The sequence below is a fragment of the Methanonatronarchaeum thermophilum genome, assembly GCF_002153915.1.
Classification (GTDB): domain Archaea; phylum Halobacteriota; class Methanonatronarchaeia; order Methanonatronarchaeales; family Methanonatronarchaeaceae; genus Methanonatronarchaeum; species Methanonatronarchaeum thermophilum.
In genome coordinates this window covers 41,117-61,422 of record NZ_MRZU01000004.1, presented here as the reverse complement: position 1 = coordinate 61,422, position 20,306 = coordinate 41,117, and the positions used below count along the sequence as shown (strand labels likewise).

At 39.3% G+C, this 20,306-nt stretch carries 17 protein-coding genes; 11 read left to right on the top strand and 6 right to left on the bottom strand.

The genetic code is table 11. The features are described from left to right. Positions 1-20: 20 nt before the first annotated feature. The 4 genes from AMET1_RS05205 to AMET1_RS05190 all read right to left on the bottom strand — a co-directional run bounded on the left by AMET1_RS05205 (position 21) and on the right by AMET1_RS05190 (position 3,754). Complete coding sequence (locus tag AMET1_RS05205) at positions 21-1,781, bottom strand: PAS domain-containing protein (RefSeq protein WP_086637443.1); 1,761 nt, start codon at positions 1,779-1,781, stop codon at positions 21-23. Between the two features lie 76 nt (positions 1,782-1,857). Continuing rightward, positions 1,858-2,313: a hypothetical protein gene (locus tag AMET1_RS05200; protein ID WP_086637442.1), complete on the bottom strand. Its 456-nt coding sequence runs from the start codon at positions 2,311-2,313 to the stop codon at positions 1,858-1,860. Between the two features lie 4 nt (positions 2,314-2,317). Next, positions 2,318-2,917, bottom strand: a complete 600-nt coding sequence (locus AMET1_RS05195) for a GTP-binding protein (RefSeq protein WP_161490783.1) — start codon at positions 2,915-2,917, stop codon at positions 2,318-2,320. Positions 2,918-2,971: 54 nt separating this feature from the next. Then, positions 2,972-3,754 carry a nitroreductase family protein gene (locus AMET1_RS05190; protein ID WP_161490782.1) on the bottom strand — a complete coding sequence of 261 codons (783 nt, stop codon included), beginning with the start codon at positions 3,752-3,754 and terminating at the stop codon, positions 2,972-2,974. 190 nt (positions 3,755-3,944) lie between these two features. Here AMET1_RS05190 and AMET1_RS05185 point away from each other — a divergent pair, with 190 nt between their 5' ends. The 11 genes from AMET1_RS05185 (at position 3,945) to AMET1_RS05135 (ending at position 17,492) form a co-directional block, all read left to right on the top strand. Continuing rightward, on the top strand, positions 3,945-5,024 hold the full coding sequence (locus AMET1_RS05185; RefSeq protein ID WP_086637439.1) for a PAS domain-containing sensor histidine kinase: 1,080 nt from the start codon (positions 3,945-3,947) through the stop codon (positions 5,022-5,024). Positions 5,025-5,476: 452 nt separating this feature from the next. Continuing rightward, positions 5,477-6,709, top strand: a complete 1,233-nt coding sequence (locus tag AMET1_RS05180) for a response regulator (RefSeq protein ID WP_143406859.1) — start codon at positions 5,477-5,479, stop codon at positions 6,707-6,709. A gap of 118 nt (positions 6,710-6,827) precedes the next feature. Further along, positions 6,828-7,280, top strand: coding sequence for a hypothetical protein (locus AMET1_RS05175; protein WP_086637437.1), 453 nt, complete (start codon positions 6,828-6,830; stop codon positions 7,278-7,280). 16 nt (positions 7,281-7,296) lie between these two features. Then, positions 7,297-7,887, top strand: a complete 591-nt coding sequence (locus AMET1_RS05170; protein WP_086637436.1) for an ArsR/SmtB family transcription factor — start codon at positions 7,297-7,299, stop codon at positions 7,885-7,887. A gap of 128 nt (positions 7,888-8,015) precedes the next feature. After that, positions 8,016-8,228: a hypothetical protein gene (locus tag AMET1_RS05165; protein WP_086637435.1), complete on the top strand. Its 213-nt coding sequence runs from the start codon at positions 8,016-8,018 to the stop codon at positions 8,226-8,228. Positions 8,229-8,255: 27 nt separating this feature from the next. Beyond that, positions 8,256-9,320, top strand: a complete 1,065-nt coding sequence (locus tag AMET1_RS05160) for a sensor histidine kinase (protein WP_086637434.1) — start codon at positions 8,256-8,258, stop codon at positions 9,318-9,320. A 195-nt stretch (positions 9,321-9,515) separates the two neighbouring features. Continuing rightward, entirely contained in the window at positions 9,516-10,394 is an 879-nt protein-coding gene (locus AMET1_RS05155) for an ABC transporter substrate-binding protein (protein WP_161490781.1), read from the top strand. Between the two features lie 205 nt (positions 10,395-10,599). Then, a complete protein-coding gene (locus AMET1_RS05150; protein WP_086637432.1) occupies positions 10,600-11,535 on the top strand; it encodes a hypothetical protein in 936 nt (311 codons plus the stop codon). 140 nt (positions 11,536-11,675) lie between these two features. Beyond that, positions 11,676-12,890 (top strand): radical SAM/SPASM domain-containing protein, encoded by a 1,215-nt coding sequence (locus AMET1_RS05145; RefSeq protein ID WP_086637431.1) that lies wholly within the window; start codon positions 11,676-11,678, stop codon positions 12,888-12,890. 37 nt (positions 12,891-12,927) lie between these two features. Beyond that, entirely contained in the window at positions 12,928-14,190 is a 1,263-nt protein-coding gene (locus AMET1_RS05140; protein ID WP_086637430.1) for a tRNA(Ile)(2)-agmatinylcytidine synthase, read from the top strand. Next, the gene (locus tag AMET1_RS05135) at positions 14,187-17,492 is read left to right on the top strand and encodes a DNA polymerase II large subunit (RefSeq protein WP_086637429.1); all 3,306 of its coding nucleotides are present in this window, start codon (positions 14,187-14,189) and stop codon (positions 17,490-17,492) included. The genes AMET1_RS05140 and AMET1_RS05135 overlap by 4 nt, the downstream gene beginning before the upstream one ends. A gap of 177 nt (positions 17,493-17,669) precedes the next feature. On the opposite strand, the gene glyS is transcribed toward AMET1_RS05135, so the two are convergent. Then, positions 17,670-19,418: a glycine--tRNA ligase gene (gene glyS, locus AMET1_RS05130; RefSeq protein WP_086637428.1), complete on the bottom strand. Its 1,749-nt coding sequence runs from the start codon at positions 19,416-19,418 to the stop codon at positions 17,670-17,672. 37 nt (positions 19,419-19,455) lie between these two features. After that, on the bottom strand, positions 19,456-20,295 hold the full coding sequence (locus AMET1_RS05125) for a CBS domain-containing protein (RefSeq protein WP_086637427.1): 840 nt from the start codon (positions 20,293-20,295) through the stop codon (positions 19,456-19,458). Between the last annotated feature and the right edge of the window lie 11 nt (positions 20,296-20,306).

The following is a 20,306-nucleotide window of genomic DNA, read 5'->3' as shown; positions in this document are numbered from 1 at the left end:
ATATTTATTGGATTTATATTTCATTTAGGAAATTTTATTATGTATTTGTTGCCGTAAAGTCCTTTTGAAGGTTCTTCGATGATTTTTATATCGTTTAGCTCGCTAATTTTTCTGATTAAATAAAGTCTGATATCTTTTTTCCCCTCCAGGTTTAAATTCCAGTAGTCGTCATTGGTGAGGTCGTATTCTAACCCATCATCTTCGTACATAATTTTAACTCCTTCGCTGTCTTTTATGTCTTTTATCAATATGTTGCGTGATTTTGAGGTGTTTACCGATATTCTTAGTAGGTTGGAGAAAAGTTCTGTTGTCAGTTTGTTCGTTTTTATCATGTGGTCATTGCATTCGACGTGAACTTTAACGCGTCTAGAGGTTATCTCTTCCTGATTTTTATTTAAAGATTCTTTGAAAAGACGTATTAAACTAAATTCAGTGTTTTGGTAGTTTGTTTCACTGAATACTGGTGCAATGTCATCGATTAATGTCTTTATCTCTTTTATGTTATCTTTTGTGCTAACTATAAACTCGGATTCGAGTTCAGATATATTCTGGTCGCTGAGTATGTTTAGGTATTTATGTGATAGGTCGATTTTGTCTTTAAAGACGTTGAGTAATAGTGAGTTGAAGAACTCAACCTTCTGTTCTGTTTCAATTCTATTCGATATGTCACGCATTATATTTAGAGATACCAAACGGTCTCTATATTTGATTAGGTTGGAGCTTATTTCAAATGGGATTTTATTCCCTTCTTTTGTTATTATCACAGTTTTAAATACAATTGATTTTTTCTTCTGAAGCTCTTTCATCCTGTTGTCCATGGACTTGGCATACTCAGGCATCTCTAGATCCAGGGTACGCATCATGAGTAGTTCATCTTGGGTGTACTCAAGTTTTTCAACAGCCGTCTCGTTCACTTGTATAATTCTGTATGGCTCTTTGATTTCATTTATCAGCACGATGTCATTGAGGTTGTTTATCAATTTATGGTATTCTTTTTCACGTTTTTTCTGTTTAGTTATGTCTTTACCTTCGATAAACAGTAAGGGTAGGCCTTCATTACTGCCTTGAATCGGTTTAAGGGTGAAGTAGTAATCACGTGTTTTATTTCCAACTCTACTCACCTCGAACTCACATGCACCGGTGTCGACGGCCTGCTTGATACATTTTTGTATCTCTTCTTGAACTTCTTTGGAATGGAACCACCATGGTGTGTTCCAGAATAAACGTCCTTCCACCTCTCTTTTATCTGCGTTGATTAATTCCATAGCGGATTTGTTGATTGAAATTAAAACTCCATCTGAATCTAAAACACCTACAAAGGATTTTAGTTCGTCAAATATCTCTACGAAACGTTTGTTGCTTTTTCTGAAATCTCTAGCAAGTTCTTCGCTTTTTTTCTTTGAAAAAAACTCTTGAACTTCATATTCGATTGCTTTATAGAGATATTCGATGTTGTTTTTGACGATAGACCTCTTTATGAAACGATCCACATTTAGGTCTAGGGCTCGGACAAAATCTTCATCGATGAACTCATCTGTTATAACTAAGAAAGGTGTGTCCTCATCCAATTTCCTGCAAACCTTCTCTACAACGTTAAAATCATCGTAACTGGAGTAATCAAATACGATTGCGTCAAAATCTATGTCTGAACGCTCTATAAAATCATTTAACCCGACAACTGAGACATCAAAACTAAATTGATCATTGATACCAGACCTGAATGAACGGGAATAACCCCTATCCTTACTTATAAAGAGCACTAGAGACTCATGGAACTTCATGGTAACTCAAATCCACAAACATACTTTAATATATACAACAGTTTTCGGAAACATAAATACAAGGCCACAGTAAATTTCAATCACTAATGTTTTTAAGTTTTCTGTCAACTTCTGAGCGTAGAGAACTAAGTTTGGAATCACTAAGTGGGATTACAGCTAGCATCTTGAATGAAAATTCATTCACCGGTACTTCAGGATCTACAGAGCCATCCAAATCAACACCTTCTTCTACGTTAACGAAACTGAACCTAAATTTATCCTGCATCTCGACCCAACCCTTTATGTGGCCGATAACCGGAGCACCACGGTCTATAGCTTCCTCTCCAAGCCAGCTTACAACATCTCCAATCCTATCTTTAATCGTAGATTGGGTCAATGAACTATCCAGTCTATAACTACCGGTTAAGGTGAAGCTATTTAAATTATCTTTTTCAAGATGGCCTTTATGTCCATGGCTTTCATGGTTTTTTTTATCATGGCTGTGGTGGCTGCAGTCAGGGTCGTTGCATTCTTCTCTGTGGTTATGGTTCATTTTTCTATTCCTCCAACACTAGGTTTATTGATTCTTCTGTTCCTTCTCCGTTTCTAGCCGATATCTCTTTAATTTCTGTGTTCATTTTATTTCGATCCAATATTTTTTTAACTTTCTTTTTGGTGTGCTTTATCTGTTCTTCGCTGGCTATGTCTTTTTTGTTTAGCAATATAAGGTCTGCTGCCCGTATTTGGTTTCCTACAACTTCGAATGCATCTATTATTTCGTCATAGCGGGCCAGGTCTACAAGTGTAATAGTCTTTATTTCATCCACATATTTATCTACGGTTCTAAATATCGGGACGAGTGAGGCAACACCTGAAGTTTCTAGTATGATTACGTCGGGGTCGAATGCTTTTCTCAAATCCCTTATACTTAACACAAGGCTTTGTCTCACTTCACAACAAACACAGCCTTGAGCTATCTCGGTTGCATCCATATCGTATTCTTCAAGTGTTTCACCATCAACGGTTACCTCTCCAAAATCATTAACCAAGATTCCAACAGATACATCTTTGTTTGCAAGTTCCTTTCCAAAGTTTAATAAGAATGTGGTTTTTCCAGAACCGAGAAAACCACTAACCACAACAAATTTAGTTCCCATCATTTCCCAAATATTTTAGAAGTATTGGTTTAAAACATTTTTCCCCATAAAAAATCAGTTTTTTTCAACAACACTCGCTATATACCTAAATTTCTCTAAATCTCTCTCTAAATCCAATCTCACTATTTTAGGGTTATCCATACCTACTTCAAGATGTTTTAAAGCTATACCGCTATCTATTAAGTTTAAACGCTGTATATCGCCAACCAATCCAAGTATTTTTTTCTTTAAACCACCCACTTTGATATATAGGTCTATTTGTTTTTCTTTCAACACAAAACGCCAAGGCTGGGAGTTTATCGATGATGGGGCATATTTAACAACATCCAGTACCTCCCGCCATCTAGATAGGTAACTATCTCCATCAATAATCAATTCACTGATATCTTTCCGGCTTGCAGCTCCAGCCTCTCTATAGACACTACCACCTTCAGGAGCTCCATACGCTATCAAAGCATGAATAACTCGATCACCACAACCCAAAAAATCCGAGATATTATCTCTATCTCCAAACTCACCAACCCAACAACTAGCAACACCATGCTTGGTCAACTCTAAAACCAACTTTTCACCAAAATAACCAGACGCAACCGCACCCCAATCACCCTCTTCGGAAACCAACACAAAATAACGTGGCGCAACCACCTTCCCATAGTCACCAACAACCCCATCCATCTCATCATGAAGGTCAGATCCATCAACCACCAGAACAGCTACATCAACCCCTAACAACGAATGCGTGCCAGACAACAACGAATCAACCTTACCAACATCAACTACATCATCCGTATAATTCCGAGTAGACTTCCGCCTGAAAACAGCATCAACTAAATCCATAACCATGAATACACCCTAAATAACTAATTCAACCCAAAAACTCAAATACCTTAAACAAACCCATCAACAGGGGTAAGCAAACCCTAATCGTTTTAATAATAAAATAGATGTATATAAAGTATTAAATAAAAATCCATATTATCTATCTGAAGTATAAAAAAAGCATTAGATTGTGTTGGGGTTTTTACTTATGAATTTTAGTAAGATGGATAGAAATCAAATAGAAGAGGAGTTAGGGGTTTACAGAAAAAGATTAGAGGATGCGATGGAGATTGGAGGCCTTGCTTGGTGGGAGATGGAGCTACCAAGTGGAAAAGTCAATTTTAATTCTAAGAAAACAGAAATGATAGGCTATCCAGAAGACAGATTCAACCATTACTCAGACTTCACAGAATTACTACATCCTGAAGACTATGAAAGGGCTATGAAGGCGATGCAGGACCATATTGAAGGTAAATCTGAACGCTATGAAGTTGAATATCGAATACAAAATAAACACGGTGGGTATAGGTGGTTTAGAGATGTAGGTGGCATCACAGAAGAAAAAGATGGATATAAAAAAGTCACTGGAATCGTAATTGACATTACAGATAGAAAGCAGATACAAGAAAGAGAAGAGCTACTAAACTCACTACTAAGACATGACATTAGAAACAAAATCCAAGTGATACATGGATACCTAAACCTACTATCAGAGATGGAGCTTCCAGATAAAGCCATAGACTACACCAATAAATCAATAAACAGCATCCAAGACAGCATAGATATAATTCAAAAAATATCAAAATTTAAAGAACTCCAAAACGAAGAGATAAAAGAGATAGACGTAGAACCAATATTAAAAGAAGCCATTAAAAAAACACAAGAAAACGCAGAAACCCAAGACATCAAAATAGAATTTAAAAAACAAACAAAAAAGACAAAAGCAAACGCAGGCCCACTACTGATCCAAGTATTCACAAACATAATAGAAAACTCAATACAACACTCAGACGGAACAAAAATAAAAATATCAAGCCAAAAAACCCAAAACAAACTACAGTACATCATCGAAGACAACGGCAAAGGAATACCTAAAAAAGACTGGAACAAAGTCTTCAACAGAACATACACAACAGACGGCGAACGAGGAACAGGCCTAGGCCTATACCTATCAAAAACACTACTATCAAACTACGGAGGCGAAATAGAGTTGGACAAATCCAAAATGGGTGGAGCAAAATTCACAGTAACACTACAAAAAGCCAACCAAAAACCCCGTAAAAAATAAAACAAAAAAAACATTTTAAACAACGTTACACAAACATACATAAATTTATATACACCTATATAAAAAAAGAAAGTCTTAAATAACTATAAATCCATATATAGCTTGGTTAATATGAAAAAATCACAAAAGAAAGAAACTGAAAAAGCCAAGAAACAAAACAAAACAAAAAAATCACGCAAAAACAAATAACCCCCATTTTTTTAAATAAAAAAATGAATCAGGGGCAGGCAGTTAATAAAATCTGCAAGCCCCACTTCTTCTCTTTCGCTATTTCTTACCTCGATAACCCATTCTTCATTACTTTAGTTTTGTCTTATGGTTTTTGAAGTGTAGTTTTTGACAATTGTATTGTTTTTTCTTTGTTTTATATGTGGTTTTGTTTTTTCTGTTTGTTGTCACTGTTAATTAGCGATATATATTTATTTGGTTAGTCTAGATTGTTTGTTAGTTGGATGGTTAGAGATAATTGTATTTCTGTGTTGATTGTGGATGATGAGCCTTCTTTCTTAGATTTGGCTACGATTTATTTGGAGCGTGAGAACCCTGATTTTGATGTTTGTGCTTTGTCTTCACCTATAGAGGTTTTAGAGGTTTTTAGGGATTTTGATTGTTTGGTTTGTGATTATCAGATGCCTGAGATGGATGGTCTTGAGGTTCTTGAGAAGGTTCGTGTTGATTTTGATTCGGATATTCCTTTTATAGTTTTTACTGGTAAAGGTCGTGAGGAAGTGGCGATGGAGGCTCTTAATTTAGGGGCGGACCGGTATCTTCAGAAGGGAGGGGATCCTGGGTCTCAGTTTGGTGTTTTAGCTAGATCTATTGAGCAGGTGGTGGAGCATTCGAGGGTTAAAAAGAACTTGCGTAACAGGGAGAAGAGATATAGAGGTCTGTTCAAGTCTGCTCAAACTGGGATTTTGATTGTTGATGGCCGTAGTTATCGGATTCAGGAGTCGAATCCATATGCTATGGATCTATTGGGTTTTGATGGGGATGGTTTGAGGGGAATGGAGTTATGGAGTTTGTTCCATTCTTTTGAAAAACAGAAGTCTAGGTTTGAACGCTCTAGTAGGTTTCTTGAAGGCAAGTTGGAGGATGTTGTTCTCTCTAGCTGTGAGGGAGATCCGGTTTATGTTGATTTTGCTGGAACCAGTTATTTCTTTGAGGGTGATTTGGTTTTACAATGTAGTTTGGTTGATATCCGTGAAAGGAAGATGGCTGAAGAGGCTTTCAGTAGGCTTGCAGGCAATATAATGAGTTATAGGGGGGAGGAGCTTTATAATCAAGTTGTGAATGAGGTTGCGGGTTATTTTAAAGCTGATTTTGTCAGTCTAGGTTTGATTGATAGGGGATGGGTTGATTGTTTAAATGTCTATCTCGATGGTGAGGTTAAAAAAGATTTCAATTTTAGGTTAGAGGGGACTCCATGTGAAAGAGTTGCAATGGAGGGCCCTAGAATCTATCCAAATGGAGTCAAGGAACAGTTCCCTGAAGACCAGGAAATAAAGGATATGGATATGGAGGGATATGCTGGTGTTCCAATCAAGGATAGGGTTGGTAATGTCGTTGGAGTTTTATGTTTAATGTCAAGAGAGCGTTTGGAAATGCCTAGATATTGGAGAGAAGCTCTTAAAATAATTGCAAACAGAGTATACACCGAATTAGACCGAGAAACTATAAAGAATTAATTGGGCGCAGAAAATAATCTATTAGTTGATTATTCGAGTTAATTTAGGTTTTTTGGGTTAAAAGTCTTTTTTAGTTTAGATATCGTATTTATATAAATAGGTTTAGATACTGTGTTGTATGTCAAGTAATAAAATGCTTTATGCGGTAGCGGCTATCTGTCTAGCCCTGGTTTTAGCTTTCACTGCGTATGGAGTTGCAGGTTTCCCAGGGATAGATGAAGGACAAGAAAATGGGATAGAGGTTGTTGATTTAAATCAAACTGTGTCAGGCGAGGTTGTTGGTGATGATGCGGTTCTTGTTGACCGTGATGATGGCGATCTGATTATATCTGGACAAATAGTTGGTAACACTGCTGGACAGACGGTTTACGTTGAATCGATTGAAACTGGTGACGATAAGGTCGTGATCTATATGGATACAGAACTTGAGGACGGTACTGCTGCGATGGTTATAACTCAATACGACTATGAACTAGAGCTTTCAGATGTACCTATAGACCATGACGTGTTTGTATATCACGGTGATGAAGTTTTTGAACTGACCGGTGACAGTGAAATAAAGGAGCTGTAAAACTTAAGGTAGAGTAATGTCATCGATTTTCCCACTTAAAAAAAAGCCTCAACTCGATCTTGAAGACCCCAGTGTGTTAGAGCTGGGGTCTGAGGAGGCTGAAGTAGTTTTGGACGCTCTTTCTTCCAAAACAACAAGAGAGATTTTTTTACGTATATATGATGACCCTTGTGCAGTTTCAGATATAGCCAGTGAGACAGGGAACTCGATACAGAATGTAAAATACCATGTGGATAAACTTAAAAAAGCAGGTTTGATCAAGGTTACTGGAACGTGGTACAGTGAAACAGGTAATGAAATGAATGTCTATAGCCCTAAAGATGAAGCTATAGTTCTTGTTGCCAGTAATATGGAGGTTGAAGAAACACTTCACCGAGCAGTCAAATCATTAGGTAGTGTAGCAGTTGTAACAGCGATAGGGATAGTTGTTTTAGGAGGTCTAATCGATTTTGATAATAGCAATCAGGTCGGTATCGCGGAAATAACCGCTGAAAACCTTGTTAACTTTGGCGCGATATCGTTAACACCAACCACTTTGGTAACCATTGTGTTTGTGTTAGGCGTGCTAGCTGGAGTACTCGGAATCTACATCTCTCGAAAAATATAAAAGCTCCGCACAAAACTGTTTCAGTTTATTTCACTTTTCCATTTTATTTGGAATGACTCGTTTAATTTTGTTTTAATAAATTAGTTTTAAGTTCTGATATGTAGAATTATTCTTTGGAGTGTTTGGCTTTGGATATTGGTATAAAGGAAAAGCTTAAATCTTGTTTGGAAGAGAAGATGGAGGAAGAGGGTCTCTATTTCTTAGAAGATTCAGAGTTGTTTATCGATAGTTTGTATATCATGTTCTGTAGGGATTGTGAGATTGAGGGATGTAATGTATGTAGGTCTGTTCGTGAAGAGATGGAGCTATATATAATCGATAAGTCTGGTTCAGAGGGATGATTTTATTTGTTGTAGACTGATTTATTTATGTCCTTTGTTTTGGGGGGAGTATCTATTAAAGAAAGATGGGCTAGTGGAAGTTTAGAGTTTGTTGAACACCCTGACCCTATGGCGTATTTGGATCAGGATTTCTCTGTAAGTATGCCTAACAATGCTTTTTTAGATTTGGTTGGAGTTGAATCTATAGAGGATTTAGGGGACTCGGATTTTGATTTGTTTTTTGATAAAAAGGAGGTTCATCGTAAGCTGGTTAAGTCGGGGGGATATCCAGTTGAACATGTGACCACTATCCGTACGTTGGGTGGTGGGGAGCGAGATGTATCCATTCTATTTAAACCAATCTCCTTGTGTGATAAGGAGTATATAGCTCGTTTTCGAGATATAACTGAACAGAGAAATGTTGAGAGACGTGAAGAACTATTGAGATCGATTTTAACCCATGATATTAGGAACCATAACCAGGTTGTTTTAGGCCATCTAGAGTTGATGAAGGAGAAGAGAGAGTGTGGCACTATCAACCGTATAGACAAAGTGATCGGTTCTGTCGAGAACTCCCTTAAAACTATAGATAAAATCCAGAAGCTGGCTGCAAGGCTGGAGCGTAGTAAAATCCAGAGAAAATCCTATAGTGTGGTTGAAAACTACTTAATCGATGCTGTAGACGAACACAAAAAACAACTCGACCATAATGACATAAGGCTTAAGTTTAAATCCGATAACGGCCGAGACATAGATATGGATAGAGCATGTATTAAAGTCGATCACTTCATTGTAGACGTCATATCCAACTTAATCGAAAACTCAATCGATCACGCCGACTGCAGCATAATACGATTAGAGACATCAATTAAACAGTCTTATTTGGAGATCACTGTAGAAGACGATGGCAAGGGAATCAAATGTGAGAACCCCGAGATTGTTTTCGATGTCGAGTACACCGAGAGAACTACATCCGGTGGGATAGGTCTTCATCTGGTTAAAAAAATAATTGAAAGCTATGAAGGCTCGATAGAGCTCAACACCTCCGAACTTGGTGGCGCAAAATTTACAATACAACTGAACAGATGTAAACGGCTGGACAAACTAACTTAAAATAAAAAGATGTTTGGCTCCAAAACCTATCCTTAACTAATTTTGAATAGACTATCTTTTTTGTAGGTCTAGGAACATTTGTATGTTAGTTTGGTTTGATATAGGTCTATCCGATTAAATTGTTCATATTTAGGTAAGTGGTTAGACCTATAAACGAGACCTAAGAAATTAAGTTTGATATATTTGGTGATGAATTTGAAATTAAATATCGGTTTGATTAGGGGTGTGTGCCAACTTCCAGGGTATGTTGCGATTGAAAAAGGCTTTTTTGAAGATTATGGATTAGATGTTTCTTATCGGGTCGACCCAACAGCGTGGCTGTTACCAGGCCAACTTTCTAGTGGTGAAATAGATTTCACCATAATGCCTTGGACTCGTACAGTTAAATCTAGAAGTGTTGGTCAAGACCTAACCGTTGTCGCAGGCTCCGGATATGAGGAGACTGCGGTAGTGGTCAAAGCCGACTCAGACATAGAGAAACTAGAAGACCTTAAGGGTAAAAAAATATCGCTTCCTGCTGAAGGAGGAATGAAAGACCTAACCACTCTGAAATTCTTCGACGAATTAGGCATAAACTCTACAAACACAGATATATACAGAATGCCCAGCGGTGATGCAGCAGTTATATCGTTCTTAAGTGGAGAAGTTGACGCCAGCACAAACGTAGAGCCATACTGCACCTTAGCATCTGAATTAGGAATCGGCAGAGTGATCGCTCGAGGAAAAGACGTGTTACCAAAATCACCCGGCTGCAGCATAACAACAACAGAAAAACAGATAAAAGAAGACAGAGGTCTAGTAAGAGACGTCCTGAAAGCCTTGATACGCGGTGAAACATTTGTACAAGAAAACCCAGATGAAGCAAGCAAAATGAGCCGTAAATACATCGGAATTGCCCCTGAAGTAACACGAGAGGCATTAAAATATAACCAACCCCGACTCGACATACGTGACAGCGTAGACAGCATGAAACAGATAACCAGCATGATGAAAAACCTAGGATACATCGATCAAATACCAGAAAAATACTTCGACTTCAGTATATACGAAGAAGCAGTAAAAGAACTAAAATAAAACCAAACCAACCCAAGTCAAACTAACTATAACCGGGTTGTTTTGTAGTTCTGGTGGTGTCTATACGGTTAATAGCACCACACTCTCTTAAAAGATAGAGTATAGTTATGGGGTTTGGATGGGGTAGGCTGTTTAGTAAGTATGGTGGGATGAAGTTTGTTTGGATTTAGGTTTAGGTGTTTAGTGTATGGAGGCTTGAGTGTTTATGTCGGGATTTGATGAAGAGGATTATTCGTTGTTAGATGTGGGTTTTGGTGTTGCTGGACCTTCTGGTGAGGGTTGGAAGGCTAAGGCTTTGGCTTTGTTGTGTGTTCACCGAGTTTTTTGGCTACCTTGGGGGATACTTGGGATAAGTGCTGGTTTGTTTTTGTTTATGGCGTTGACTGGTGACTTACTTCCTTTGTGGAAGGTATTGCTTGGTCTTTTAGCTGCAGGGCTTTTCACTAGAGTCATATCTATGGCTGATATGGTTTATGATTGGTGGATAGGTGAAGACGAGGCGCTTGGACCCCCTAACTCTACATTACCTTTAGTTACCGGTTTACTTTCCCCATGGACAGTGATTGGCCTTATCTTTGTTGAGTCTGTACTTTGTTTGGCTATCGCCTACTTTGTGTTTAATGTTGAGACTTTTGTTGTCGCCTTACTTATGTTGGTGTGGGGCCTTACCTACTCTGCGAGCCCACCGCTTAAAAACTTAACAGAGTTTCAAAGGAGAAATTATAGGTCCTTAAGTGGTTTAATGGCTTTAGGCGGTGTTGCGATGACCGCTCCTGACATGGTTTTGTCTTGGGAGGCTTTGTTGGTTGCTTTATTGGTTATAGTTGGCTGTTTATCGTATCACGATAAAGATTCATTGAGATTTAGGCCATTGACACCTAAAAAAACAATTCTTTATACCGGAGCTATGTCGGTGTTGGAGATTGGCCTGCTGTCCATTGTGTGGATAGTGTTCGACCTCCCATGGCTTTTCTTTATTTTATACCTGGTTTTGAATGTGCCGAAGGTCATTGAACTGATAGAGACATATAGAAATCCATTAAGCCATAAAGCCCACATAAAACTGACTCATGTCGGGGTTCTAACCTACACAGCCATGTTGTTGTTGGTGAACGCTGCAGCGATATACCTGATAATTTAAGGTGAACCTAACACGGATATTTAGACCTACCTAGTTTTTTTAGGTGGGTTCGCTGTGGTGTTTTTTGGGTTTCTATCCGATAATTCTTTGAGTATTTGAGATTAATTCTTTTGAAATAGGATTTGTATTTAGGTGGTTTTATGAAAGAATTTGAAGTGTATAGTGGACCTGGTTTTGATATTTCTTTTGAGGTTGATGGTAGGGAAGCGAGGATGGTGCGTTCTGGCCCTTTGTCTAGGGTTGTTGATTATGTTGCTAGTGGTTTTAATGAACATGCTTCACTTGATAAGGTTGCTAGAGTGGATGATAGTTCTGTGCATATCTCTTGCATGGTTCCTGAGATTCCGAGTGGTCCGTTTAGGAGGCTTGTTCGAAATCAGATTAAGAGGATTGTGTTTAAGAGGAGGCCGCTTGAAAGTTTGATGGTGTTGTCGACCAGGAGTTGTCAATGTAGTTGTGAGCATTGTATTGTTCATGGGTTGGAGGATGGTGAGGAGTTGTCTACGGATGAGTGGAAGCAGGTTATTGATGAGGCTCTTGATCTCGGTGTGTACCATGTGAGTTTTGAGGGTGGTGAACCGACTTTAAGAGATGATATCGATGAGTTGGTTGAGCATGTTGATCCTGAAGAGGCTACTACGCATTTGATTACCAATGGATTGAATTTGGATGAGGAGATGGTTGACCGGCTTGATAATGCTGGTTTACAGTATTTGCATATTAGTTTGGATAGTCCGTATCAAGATGAGCATGATGAGTTCCGTGGTGTGGAAGGAACTTTCCAGAAAGCTTTGGATGGCTTAAAGTTGGGTATGGAGAGAGGGATGTTGGGGGTTGTGGAGTACACGGCGAACCCAGATAACTCCGATCAGGAGAGGCTTGAGGACCTATATTCTCTATGCGATGAGTATGGTGTTGATGAGATACTTATAGACGAGGTTGTGCCTGGAGGTAAATGGGAGAATAAGGAAGAGAACCTGCTTTCTAAAGAGGATTATAGGCGGATTGAAGTTTTCCAGGAGAACAAGAACCAGATACCTGATGGACCCAGGGTCTCTAGGTCATACCAATACAGAGATCCAGATATCATGGGTTGTTTCGGAGGCCGTAGATGGGTTTGGGTAACTCCTACGGGCGAGGTACTACCTTGTTTCCATACTGCTTTGACTTTCGGTAACTGGAGGGAAAAAGGATTGAAAAAGGTATGGAAGGAGATGGGGAGACATCATTTGTTCAAAAAACCTCAATGCACTTGGTCAGACCCTGAATACCAAGAGGATTACTTCCCATATGTAGAAAAAGCAAGTAGAGAGGGTACACAGCCACATCCAATAGATGAGATCGATCAGAAATAAACCGGATAGAGAATGGTTGGTGTGGGAGGTTGGTTAATTGGAGATCCATTTAGGTATAGACGATACAGACAGCCATGATGGTATGTGTACAACATACCTGGCTTCAACGATTATAGACAATGTAGAGGGAGTGTTCCAGCTACCTGAGTTGATTAGGTTGAACCCGAACATTCCATGGAAAACCAGGGGAAATGGAGCCCTAGCAATCAGAGGGCAGGTAGATAACTACAGGCTGTTTAAAAAAAATGTAATTAAGTTGGTTGAAGAGCTTCGGGAACCAACCTCCAATACAGGTGTGGTGTTCTTTAAAAAAGACCCTAGAGAGATAAAACCGTTGGTTAGACATAGCCGGAGAGCAATAAAAACCACCTTAGATATAGATACAGCAGTCAACCTAGGCCATCGATATGGAGAGGTATATAGTTATGGAAACGGACGAGGAGTAGTTGGAGCGTTGGCAAGCGCTAGCCATAGATTTAAAGACATGACCTACGAGTTACTTGCATACCGCCATAAAAACCGTTGGGGAACACCTAGAGAGGTAGAGGAAGAAACAATCTACAGAGCCAGCCAGATATACAACCCATTGATTTGGGACACCGTTGACTGGAAACATAAAAAAAACGTGATAACCCCGAACTCGCCTTGCCCGGTCTTATATGGGGTTAGAGGCGATTTTATAGAGCCAATAGAGAAAACCCATAACCTGATAGAGGGTGAGTCGGTAGCTAAAACAACAGTGTTCAAAACGAACCAGGGTACAGATGAACACATAACCCCGATGGAGATAGGTGAGCTAACTCCAATGACATCCTGCAAGGTAGATGGAGTGGTTGTAGAGCCACCAAGATCCATCAAAGGAGGACACGTTATATTCACCATAAAAGATGATACAGGAACTGTTGATTGCGCTGCCTACGAACCAACCAAAAAATTCAGAAATAAAATCCGTAAGTTGATAGTTGGAGACAAAGTAGTTGTTTATGGAGGAGTGAAACCAAACCCACTCACAATAAACATAGAAAAACTATCTTTACAAGAAAAAACCCCTAAAACCAAGTTTGTAAACCCAACCTGCCCCGAATGTAATAGAAACATGGAGAGCGCTGGAAAAAACCAGGGATACCGATGTAGAAAATGCAAGACAACAGAGCCCGATAAAAAAAGAATCACTATAAAAAGAGAATTAAAAGAAGGATATATCGAGGTCCCCCCAATCGCTCGACGACACCTAGCCAAACCCTTGATTCGAATGGAGTTAGGGTACGATAGAAAAAATAAAACAGTAGGTGGAAGATGAACTACCAAGAAACGCTAGAACAAGGATTTAAAAAAGCATACAGAAAGGCAGAAAAAGCAAGAGAAACCGGTATAGACCCCTCAAGAGAGGTCGAAATACTTCCAGCAGACGACCTTGCCGAGAGAGTTGAAAACCTAATCGGCGTAAAAGGCCTGGCAAACCGTATAAGAGAACTAGAAAACCAAGGACATTCCCGAGAAGAAATATGCCTCAAAGTATCGGACAGCATGGTAGAAGGAGAGTTCCCAGACCTAGAAACACCCGAAGAAATGGTTGATGCAGCCGTCCGCTCAAGCGTTGCAATACTAACAGAAGGAGTCGTAGCAGCACCAATAGAAGGAATAGCCTCAGTAACAGTAAGTGAAGACGACTTCATACGAATATCATATTCCGGACCAATAAGAAGCGCAGGAGGAACAGCACAAGTCATCAGCGTCTTGGTAGCAGATTACGTACGTAGAAAAACACAAGTAGGCAGATACCTACCAACAGAAAAAGAGATAGAACGGTACGTAGAAGAAATACCATTATACAAAAAAGTAGCCAACCTACAATACACCCCAACAGACAACGAAATAAGAGAAATAATATCAAACTGCCCAGTAATGATCGATGGAGAAGCAACAGAAAACACAGAGGTATCAGGCCAAAGAAACCTCAGAAGAATCAACACAAACGCAATCCGAGGCGGAATGTGCCTCGTAGTAGCAGAAGGAATAGCCCTAAAAGCACGTAAACTAAAAAAACTCGTCAAAGCAATCAACATAGAAGGCTGGAGCTGGATAGACAGCCTCATAAAAGAAGAAAGCGAAGACGAAGACCAAACCATAAAACCCAACAAAAAATATCTAGCAGACCTAATCGCCGGCCGACCAGTATTCGGACATCCATCCAGACCAGGAGGATTCAGACTACGACTAGGAAGAGCAAGAAATTCAGGCCTAGCAACAGCCGGAATAAACCCAGCAACAATGTGGATAACAGACTCATTCCTATCAGTCGGAACCCAACTAAAAATAGAAAGACCCGGAAAAGCAGCCGGCGTAGTAGCCGTAGACACAATAGAAGGCCCAACAGTCCGACTAAAAAACGGAGACGTAACAAGAATAGACACAGAAAAAAAAGCCAAAAAACTAAAAAACAAAATAGAAGCAATACTCGACGTCGGAGAAATCCTAATAAACTACGGAGACTTCCTAGAAAACAACCACCCATTAATACCCACATCATACACCGAAGAATGGTGGATACAAGAAGCAAAAAAACAAACAGAACACCCCACCGTTTCCACTGCAAAAGACGCCATAAAACACACAAAAAAAGGAATCCCACTACACCCAAAATACACCTACCTATGGCACGACATAACCCCCCAACAAACCCACCAACTACGACAACACATCAAAAAAACCAAACAAACAACAAACAACCACCTAGCCATAGACCACAACAAACAAACCAAACAAACACTCGAAACACTCCTAATCCACCACAAAAAAAGAAACAACAAAATACTAATCGAAAAAGACACAGCAATAGCCCTAATATACACACTCGGCCTAAACAAAAACAAAAATAAAGAGATCGATCCAGATCAATACGAACAGACAACCAAATATCTTCAAGACCTCAGTGGACTAACAATCCGAAAAAAAGCACCAACAAGAATAGGATGTAGAATGGGGCGACCAGAGAAATCGAAAGAACGTAAAATGCGACCCCCAACACACCTATTATTCCCAGTTGGAGAAGAAGGAGGAAGCCAGCGATCAATGGAGAAGGCAAGCGAAAACAGAAAAATTAAAGTCGAACTCAACCAACGAAAATGCAAAAAATGCGGCGAAACAACCTACAAACCAACATGCAGTTGTGGAGGCCAAACACAAATAAAACACACCTGCATCTCATGCAACCAAGAAACACCAAATGGAGAAAACTGTCCAAAATGCGGCAAACGAACAAAAGGATACAAACAATACGAAATAGACATCTCAAAACAATACCGAGAATCACTAAAACGAGTCGGAGAAAGAAACAACTACAAAGTACTAAAAGGGGTAAAAGGCCTTACATCGAAAGATAAAACTCCAGAACCAATAGAAAAAGGAATATTAAGAGCAAAACACGACCTATACGTATTCAAAGACGGAACAATCCGATACGACCTAACAGATATACCATTAACACACTTCAAACCAAAAGAAATCTCAACATCCATAAAAAAACTAAAACAACTAGGCTACACAAAAGACATAAACGGCGACAAACTACAAAACCCAAACCAAATACTCGAACTGAAACCCCAAGACGTAGTACTATCCAAAGAATGCTGCCAATACTTCCTGAAAACAACCCAATTCATAGACGACCTACTGAAAAAACACTACAACCAACCACCATACTACAACATAAACAACCTACAAGACCTAATGGGAACCCTATTAATCGGCCTAGCACCACACACAAGCGCAGGCGTACTATCAAGACTAATAGGATACACAACACGAGCCGTAAACTACGCACACCCCTACTTCCACGCAGCAAAAAGAAGAAACTGCGACGGAGACGAAGACTGCTACATGCTACTAATGGACGGACTACTAAACTTCTCAAGACACTTCCTACCAGACAAAACAGGCGGCCAAATGGACGCCCCCCTAGTACTAACATCAACCCTAGACCCAACCGAAATAGACGACGAAGCACACAACCTCGACATAGAATGGAACTACCCACTAGAACTATACCAAGCCACACAACAATACAAAGACCCATCAGAAATAAACATAAAAACCGGAGAAAACACACTAAACACCGAAAACGACCTAAAAAAATTCGGATACTCACACCCAATCAACAACATCAACACAGGACCAAAACAATCAGCATACAAAACACTAGGACCAATGATAGACAAAATGCAATCCCAACTAGAAATAGCAGGAAAAATAAAAGCAGTAGACGAAAAAGAAGTAGCAGAAAAAGTAATCCAAAGCCACTTCCTACCCGACCTAATAGGAAACCTAAGAGCATTCTCAACACAAACAGTAAGATGCGTAAAATGCAACACAAAATACCGAAGACCACCCCTATCCGGAACATGCAACAACTGCGGAAACACACTCACACTAACAGTACACGAAAACTCAGTAAAAAAATACCTCAAAATATCAATGGAAATAGCAGAAGAATACCAAGTCTCAAACTACGTAAAAGAAAGACTAAAACTCCTAGAAACCTCAATAAACAGCCTATTCGAAAACGAACTATTCCAACAAAAAGACCTAACAGAATACATGTAAAAACAAAACCCAACCCAACCCACCCCAACCAAAAACCAGATAAAACCAGATAAAACCAGACAAAAACAAATAAAGTAGTAGTTAAATTGAGTAGATACTATAAGAATATGTAAGCTAAATCTATGAAGTCTAGATTAAGGTAAGGTTTGGTTGGTTAGTTGGTTTGTGTTTTTTTGGTTAGTTTTTTGGTTGTTTGGTTATTTCTTGTAGTTTTGTTCCGTTGAATAGTTTTTTTAGTGTGTTTGGTAGTTGGTTGGTTTTTATTCTGATTTGTTTTGTTGTGTCTCGTTCTCTTATTGTGATTGTGTTGTCTTTTAGTGTTTGGTGGTCTATTGTTATGCAGTATGGGGTTCCTATTTCGTCTTGTCGTCGGTATCTTCGTCCTATTGAGCCTGATGTGTCTATTGTTGTTTTGTATTGTTTTTTTAGTTTTTTGTGGATTTTTTGTGCTTTGTTTGTGAGTTGTTTTTTGTTTAGTAGGGGGAATATTGCTGTTTGTATTGGGGCTATTTGTTTTTTGAGTTGTAGTAGGTTTCTTTTTTCGCCGTTTTGTGTGTCTTGTGTGTATGCGTGTTCTAGTGTTATGTAGAATATTCGGTCTAGTCCGTAGCTTGGTTCGATTACGTGTGGGTGTATTTTTTCTCCGCGTATGGTTTGTTTTGTTTTGTTTATTTCGATGTGTTTTTTGTTTATTTCGATTTTTTCTCCGTTTACGTTGAGTTCTATTGGTCCTTTTTCTAGCATTTGTTTTATTTTGTTTGGGTTCATTTGTTGGATTGTTTCGGCGACTGGTTTTGCTTTTTCTTTGAGTTCTGGGCCTAGTATGTCCATTTGTGGTTCTATTGTTGTTTTTGTTTTTTGTTTTGGTTTGTCGTATCTTTCGAATGCTGTTAGTTGTTTTCCTGATGTTTGGCTGTGTTTTTTTAGGTCGTAGTTTGTTCGGTCTGATATTCCTGCTATTTCTATCCAGCCGAATCGTTCTGAGTGGGCTTCGGCGTCCCAGCATTCGGATGCGTAGTGGGCCATTTCGTCTGGTAGGTGTTGTCGGTATCTTAGTTTGTTGGGGTTTATGCCTATTTCTTTGAAGTATTTTGTTGATAGGCCTATGTAGTAGGCTATCATTTCGTTTCCGATCCAACCTTTGTCTACAGCTTTTTTTAGGGTTGTTTTGATTGGTTTTTCTTCGTTTTGTTGTTGTTTGGTTGGGTGTAGTTTGATTTCTATGTCTTGGTATTGTTTGAATTTGGGGTGTTTTTTGTTTTCTGGATGTACGAATATCTCTGCTTCCATCTGTATGAATTCGCGAAGTCTTATTATTCCTTGTCTGGGTGAGATTTCGTTTCTGTATGCTCTGCCGATTTGTATTGTTCCAAAGGGTAGTTTTTCTCGGTTGTGTTTGTATAGGTAGGGGTAGTTTACGAACATTCCTTGTGCTGTTTCTGGTCTTAGGTATCCTGGTCTGCTGGAGCCGGGTCCGATGTCTGTGTTGAACATTAGGTTGAAGTCGTATACTTCTCCTAGTTGGCCGTTGCATTCGGGGCATTGGACGTTGTTTTGTTTTATTAGGTTGTGTATCTCTTTGTTTGGTAGGCTGTCTGCTTGGATTTCGGTGTATTGTTCTACGAGGTGGTCGGCTCGATATGATTTGTTGCATTGTTTGCATTGGGTCATTGCGTCTTCAAATCCTTCGAGGTGTCCGGAGCCTTGGAATACTTTTTCTCCCATTATTGTTGTGGTTGTTATTTCGCCGAATCCTTCTTGGTCGTTATAGTACTCTCTCCATTTGTCTTTGATGTTTCTTAGGATCTGTGTTCCGTTTGGTCCATAGTCGTAGAACCCTGATGCTGATCCGTATATTTCGAAGCTTGGCCAGATTATGCCTCTTCTTTTGCCTATCTTCATTAGTTTGCTGTAGACATCGGTCATTGTAAATCAGTTTTTTGTTTTTTTGTTTATCTGTTTTTTAGATGTAGGTTTTTATTAGGTCGCGGTCTCGTAGTAGGCCGATTAGGTTTTCGTCTTCGTCTAGTATGGGTATTTGTTCGATTTTGTTTCTTGCCATTTTTTTTGCGCAGTCGGATATTTCTGCTCCTATGTAGACGGTTACTACGTTATCTGTCATTATTTCTTTGACTGGTACGCGTGGTAGTTTTAGTTTTGAGACTCCGTAGTAGAATTTCATTGTGTCTCTTACTCCGTCCCAGGTCCATTCGTTTTCATCTGAGGCGGCACCCATGTCTGATTTTTCTAGGCTTTCTTCTATTTCGAATGCTTTGACGAGGTCTGTGTCGGATATTATTCCACCGACTTTGCAATCGTCGTCGAGTAGTGGTATTGAGTCTGCGTTTGAGAGTCTCATTATCTCTCCGATTATCGGTACTGGTGTGTTTATCCAGCTGGATGTGCAGTGTCCGTTTGCGTATTCGGTTACTGTGCCTTCGACTTCCATGTTGGGTATTACTTTGACGAGGTCTGCTACCGATATTATTCCGGTTAGTTCTTCATTTTTTACGACTGGTAGTCGTCTTATGTCATGTCTTAGGATTAGTTTAGCTGCTTCTGTTAGTGTTTTTTCTTCATCGATGACTACTGGGTCTCGTGTCATTAGCATGGCTATTTGGTCTTCTTGTGGGTTTTTCAGTAGGTCGCTTCTTGTTATTATTCCTACTACTTTGTTTGTGTCTTCTTTTATTACTGGTAGGCCGGAGTGTTGTCCGTTTTTGAATAACCCGAAGACTTCTTCGACTGTTCCAGGGACTTTTGCAACTTCAACGTCCGTTGACATTATCTCTTTTACCTTCATGTGTTCACCAA

What these genes read in the sequence shown, in the direction of transcription:
- AMET1_RS05205 (WP_086637443.1), bottom strand. Translation starts at nt 1,781, where the DNA reads ATGAAGTTCCATGAGTCTCTAGTGCTCTTTATAAGTAAGGATAGGGGT.
- AMET1_RS05200 (WP_086637442.1), bottom strand. Translation starts at nt 2,313, where the DNA reads ATGAACCATAACCACAGAGAAGAATGCAACGACCCTGACTGCAGCCAC.
- AMET1_RS05195 (WP_161490783.1), bottom strand. Translation starts at nt 2,917, where the DNA reads ATGGGAACTAAATTTGTTGTGGTTAGTGGTTTTCTCGGTTCTGGAAAA.
- AMET1_RS05190 (WP_161490782.1), bottom strand. Translation starts at nt 3,754, where the DNA reads ATGGATTTAGTTGATGCTGTTTTCAGGCGGAAGTCTACTCGGAATTAT.
- AMET1_RS05185 (WP_086637439.1), top strand. Translation starts at nt 3,945, where the DNA reads ATGAATTTTAGTAAGATGGATAGAAATCAAATAGAAGAGGAGTTAGGG.
- AMET1_RS05180 (WP_143406859.1), top strand. Translation starts at nt 5,477, where the DNA reads ATGGTTAGAGATAATTGTATTTCTGTGTTGATTGTGGATGATGAGCCT.
- AMET1_RS05175 (WP_086637437.1), top strand. Translation starts at nt 6,828, where the DNA reads ATGTCAAGTAATAAAATGCTTTATGCGGTAGCGGCTATCTGTCTAGCC.
- AMET1_RS05170 (WP_086637436.1), top strand. Translation starts at nt 7,297, where the DNA reads ATGTCATCGATTTTCCCACTTAAAAAAAAGCCTCAACTCGATCTTGAA.
- AMET1_RS05160 (WP_086637434.1), top strand. Translation starts at nt 8,256, where the DNA reads ATGTCCTTTGTTTTGGGGGGAGTATCTATTAAAGAAAGATGGGCTAGT.
- AMET1_RS05150 (WP_086637432.1), top strand. Translation starts at nt 10,600, where the DNA reads ATGTCGGGATTTGATGAAGAGGATTATTCGTTGTTAGATGTGGGTTTT.
- AMET1_RS05145 (WP_086637431.1), top strand. Translation starts at nt 11,676, where the DNA reads ATGAAAGAATTTGAAGTGTATAGTGGACCTGGTTTTGATATTTCTTTT.
- AMET1_RS05135 (WP_086637429.1), top strand. Translation starts at nt 14,187, where the DNA reads ATGAACTACCAAGAAACGCTAGAACAAGGATTTAAAAAAGCATACAGA.
- glyS (WP_086637428.1), bottom strand. Translation starts at nt 19,418, where the DNA reads ATGACCGATGTCTACAGCAAACTAATGAAGATAGGCAAAAGAAGAGGC.
- AMET1_RS05125 (WP_086637427.1), bottom strand. Translation starts at nt 20,295, where the DNA reads ATGAAGGTAAAAGAGATAATGTCAACGGACGTTGAAGTTGCAAAAGTC.